3 protein-coding genes are annotated in these 2,151 nt (G+C 71.6%); 1 reads left to right on the top strand and 2 read right to left on the bottom strand.

Annotated features, from left to right (window positions below; genetic code table 11):
• Both flgK and flgN read right to left on the bottom strand, forming a co-directional pair.
• On the bottom strand, positions 1–898 hold an 898-nt coding region (gene flgK / locus ACTUAL_RS31755; protein ID WP_440902806.1), incomplete at its 3' end, for a flagellar hook-associated protein FlgK.
• 2 nt (positions 899–900) lie between these two features.
• Positions 901–1,383, bottom strand: a complete 483-nt coding sequence (flgN, locus tag ACTUAL_RS31750; RefSeq protein ID WP_015801185.1) for a flagellar export chaperone FlgN — start codon at positions 1,381–1,383, stop codon at positions 901–903.
• Between the two features lie 235 nt (positions 1,384–1,618).
• Between flgN and ACTUAL_RS31745 the strand changes: the two genes are divergently transcribed.
• A partial coding sequence (locus ACTUAL_RS31745; protein ID WP_440902807.1) for a sigma-70 family RNA polymerase sigma factor occupies positions 1,619–2,151 on the top strand: 533 nt, incomplete at its 3' end.

Here is a 2,151-nt window from a genome sequence, read left to right as displayed (position 1 = left end):
CCAGGTAGTCAGGCATGATCGTGGTCAGGCCCTCCAGCAGCGCGCCGCCGGAACCGCCGGTGAGCGGGGCGGCGCTGGCGTCGTCGCTCCAGCGCACGGTGGCCGGGTCGCCCGCGGCGCCGGTGAGCGTGGCCGAGCCGGTGAGGGTCAGCGAGCGGGCGGTGGAGCCGGAGACCAGGGAGACCCCGCCCAGCTGCACGTCCAGCGAGCCGTCCGCGCCGGTGGAGGTGGTGCCGCCGGTCAGCTCGACCAGGCGCAGCGCGAGCTGGTCGCGCTGGTCCAGCAGCTCGTTGGCGGGCAGGCCGTGCTGCTTGGCCTGGACGACCGCGGTGTTGAGGTCGGCGAGCCTGCGGGCGCCGGTGTTGATCTCGCTGAGGGTGCTGTCCAGCCTGCCCCTGGTGTCGGTGTACTCGCCACCGAGGGTCTGCGCCAGGTTGTTGAGCCGGTCGGCGACCACGCCGGAGGAGACGACGAGCTGGTTGCGGACCGCGCTGTCGCCGGGGTTGTCGGCGGTGTCGGTCCAGGACTTCCACATGCCGGTCAGCTGGGCCTGCAGGCCGTTGTCGCTCGGCTCGTCGAACAGCCCCTCGGTCGTGGAGAGGATTTCCTCGCGACCGTCCAGGTAGGCCTGCTTGGAGTGCTCGGTGCGTCCACGAGCCTCCAGGAAGGCGTCAGCCATGCGGGTGACGCCGGTGACCTCGACGCTGCCCGCCGTGGCGGGCGGGGTGGCGTAGAAGGCCGCGTTCGCGGTTCCCCCGACCGCGGCGGTCTCCACCCGCTGGCGCGAGTAGCCCTCGGTACGGGCGTTCGCGATGTTCTGGCCCGCGACCTCAAGGCCGCGCCTGGCGGCCTGCATCCCGCCGAGGGCGCTGGTGATCCCCGAGAAGGTGCTGCTCATGCTCAGACCGCCTCGTCCACGAGTCGGGACATCGGCACGCCGGAGGCGGTGGAGCCGTCGGCGCGGTAGAGGCCGCTGGCGCCGCCCGCGAAGCGCAGCGCCTCGTTGACCGCGCGCTGGCCGGCGGTGAGCTGCTCCTTGTTGGAGCGCGTGATGGCGTCGATCTCGGCCGCGATGGCGACGAGCCCCTTGCGGTGCTCGGTGAACACCTCCCGCCAGCTGTCCGGGACCGCGTCGGCCAGTTCGGCGAGACTCGCGCCGGGCCGCAACCCCAGTTCAGCGGCCAGCTCGTCGGTCTCGATGGTGCGCAGCAGCTCGGTGCGCTGGACCTGCTCCAGGACCAGCTCGGCCTCGCGGGTGGCAGCCCCGAGCCACCTCGTGCGACCGGCGGCGAGCACCAGGCTCTCCACCTCCAGCTTGTACAGCAGCATGGTCAGCAGCTCTCGCTGCCGCCAGAGAATCGTGGATGTCTCCGACAGGCCCATCTCTAGTCCTCGTCCCTGACCTGGTCCGTCAGCAGGTCTTGCACCCGGCAACGGCAGGGCGCTCGGGCACCTGAGGTTTTTGCCCCTGTGACTCGAAAAATCCGCAACCGATAGGCAACCGAAGCAACAACCGGGCTGCTCACCCGAGCGCCGGAATCTTCTCCCTGTCACCGGGACGACGGCTCCCGGACCACCGGGAACAGACGGCTCCCGGACGAGGACCTCGGGAGTGGACATGATGGTTCAGGAGCAGGCGACGCAGGCGGTCAAGTCGGTTCGCACCGCCGCGGAGGCCGAGGAGCTCATCGTCAAGCACCTCCCGCTGGTGGGCCACCTGGTCCGCGAGGTCCTGGCGCGGGTGCCGGTCCACGTCCGCCGCGAGGAGCTCATGTCGGCCGGGAACCTGGCGCTGGTCGCCGCGGCCAAGAGATTCGACGACTCGCGCGGCGCCCCCTTCGCCGCCTTCGCGGTGGTCCGCGTCCGCGGCGCCCTGATGGACGAGCTGCGCGGCCAGGACTGGGCGAGCCGCTCGGTCCGCGTGAAGGCCCGCAAGATGAACGCCGTCCAGGACGAGTTCGTCTCCAAGCACGGCCGCACCCCCACCACCGCCGAGATCGCCGAGCTGATGGAGGTGGAGACCCGCGAGGTCACCGCCGTCCAGGACGACGTCCAGCGCTCGGCGCTGCTGAGCCTGCAGGGCTTCACCGGCGGCGTGCTGGAGGAGGTCGTGCCCGAGCGGCAGCCCGGCCCGGAGGAGACCCTGCTCGG

The sequence above is a fragment of the Actinosynnema sp. genome, assembly GCF_052038725.1.
This window is presented reverse-complemented; position numbering and strand designations above follow the sequence as displayed.